The 1,481-nt window shown below is 49.2% G+C and carries 2 protein-coding genes; one reads left to right on the forward strand and one right to left on the reverse strand.

The features are described from left to right. The first annotated feature begins 119 nt into the window (after positions 1–119). Entirely contained in the window at positions 120–770 is a 651-nt protein-coding gene (gene nfsB, locus HMPREF2572_RS06010; RefSeq protein ID WP_070496818.1) for an oxygen-insensitive NAD(P)H nitroreductase, read from the forward strand. A gap of 232 nt (positions 771–1,002) precedes the next feature. Here nfsB and HMPREF2572_RS06015 read toward each other — a convergent pair whose 3' ends face one another. Further along, positions 1,003–1,341, reverse strand: a complete 339-nt coding sequence (locus HMPREF2572_RS06015) for a P-II family nitrogen regulator (RefSeq protein ID WP_003756171.1) — start codon at positions 1,339–1,341, stop codon at positions 1,003–1,005. Positions 1,342–1,481: the final 140 nt, after the last annotated feature.

The following is a 1,481-nucleotide window of genomic DNA, read 5'->3' on the forward strand; positions in this document are numbered from 1 at the left end:
ACGCCGTACTGGTTTAAAGTTAATCCAATATAACGAAATCCTCACCAATTTCCTGCATTGCCCCTTTCAGACGACCTCTCTATAATCCCCGTTTCCATCCTAAAAACAGGAAACATTTCATGAACATCACAGAAATCGTCCGCCAGCGATACAGCACCAAGTCTTTTGACCCGTCTAAAAAAATCTCTGCCGAAGACTTCGCCCATATCGAAGCCGCCCTGCGCAACAGCCCTTCCAGCGTCAATATGCAGCCGTGGCACTTCATCATCGCTGATGACGAAGCAGGCAAAGCGCGTATTGCCAAATCCACCGAAAAACTCCCTTACAACACCCCGAAAATCACTCATGCGTCCCATGTCGTCGTTTTCGCTGCCCGCATTTGCGCCGACGATGATTATGTCGCCGCCGTATTGGCGCAAGAGGACAAAGACGGACGTTTCGCCACGGAAGAAGCTAAGCAGGCAGGCGATTCCACCCGCCGCCTGTTCTTGGGTATCCACCGCAACCAATTCCACGATGAAGAGCAATGGCTTGCCAAACAAGTCTATCTCAACATGGGCTTCACCCTGCTCGCCGCTGCCGCAGCAGGCATCGACGCCGTGCCGATGGAAGGCGTCGATTTGCAGGTTTTGAATGAGGAATTCGGTTTGACTGAAAAAGGCTACAAAGCCGTCGCCGTCGTCTCCTTCGGCTACCGTGCCGCAGACGATTTCAACGCCGCGCTGCCTAAATCGCGTTTTGAAAACGAAGTCATCTTCACCAAAATCTAAACCCGATAGAAACACAAATAAGGTCGTCTGAAACCCGACAATGCAGGATTTCAGACGACCTTATTTGTATAGTGGATTAACTTTAAACCAGTACGGCGTTGCCTCGCCTTGCCGTACTATTTGTACTGTCTGCGGCTTCGTCGCCTTGTCCTGATGTACTATCTGCGGCTTCGTCGCCTTGTCCTGATTTAAAGTTAATCCACTATAACAGCCAATCGTGGCAACGATAAGATTAAATCGCTGCTTCCGCGCGTTCGCCCGTCCGTATCCGAATCACTTCTTCGACCGGCAACACAAAAATCTTACCGTCGCCAATTTTGCCCGACCGGGCAGTCTCTACAATGATATCGATGGCGCGTTCCACATCTTCATCTGCCAACACCAGCTCGACTTTGACTTTTGGCAGAAAATCAACCGCATACTCCGCACCGCGGTAAATTTCGGTATGCCCTTTCTGACGGCCGAAACCTTTAACCTCGCTAACCGTCATGCCGCTTATCCCGATTTCTGTCAGAGCTTCACGGACATCGTCCAATTTAAACGGCTTAATCACAGCTTCGATTTTTTTCATGATATTTTTCCTTAAATTTCAGGATGGCATAGCGTTCGACCCTCAACCAATCCGGTTTGGATAAAACGTTGAATCAGCCCAAATGCAGCCTTGCTTCCATTTTTTACACAATATAGTGGATTAACTTTAAACCAGTACGG

The sequence above is a fragment of the Neisseria sp. HMSC064E01 genome (assembly GCF_001808875.1).
Classification (GTDB): Bacteria; Pseudomonadota; Gammaproteobacteria; order Burkholderiales; family Neisseriaceae; genus Neisseria; species Neisseria sicca_A.

Coding starts and splice junctions, on each gene's coding strand:
- nfsB (WP_070496818.1), top strand. CDS start 120: ATGAACATCACAGAAATCGTCCGCCAGCGATACAGCACCAAGTCTTTT.
- HMPREF2572_RS06015 (WP_003756171.1), bottom strand. CDS start 1,341: ATGAAAAAAATCGAAGCTGTGATTAAGCCGTTTAAATTGGACGATGTC.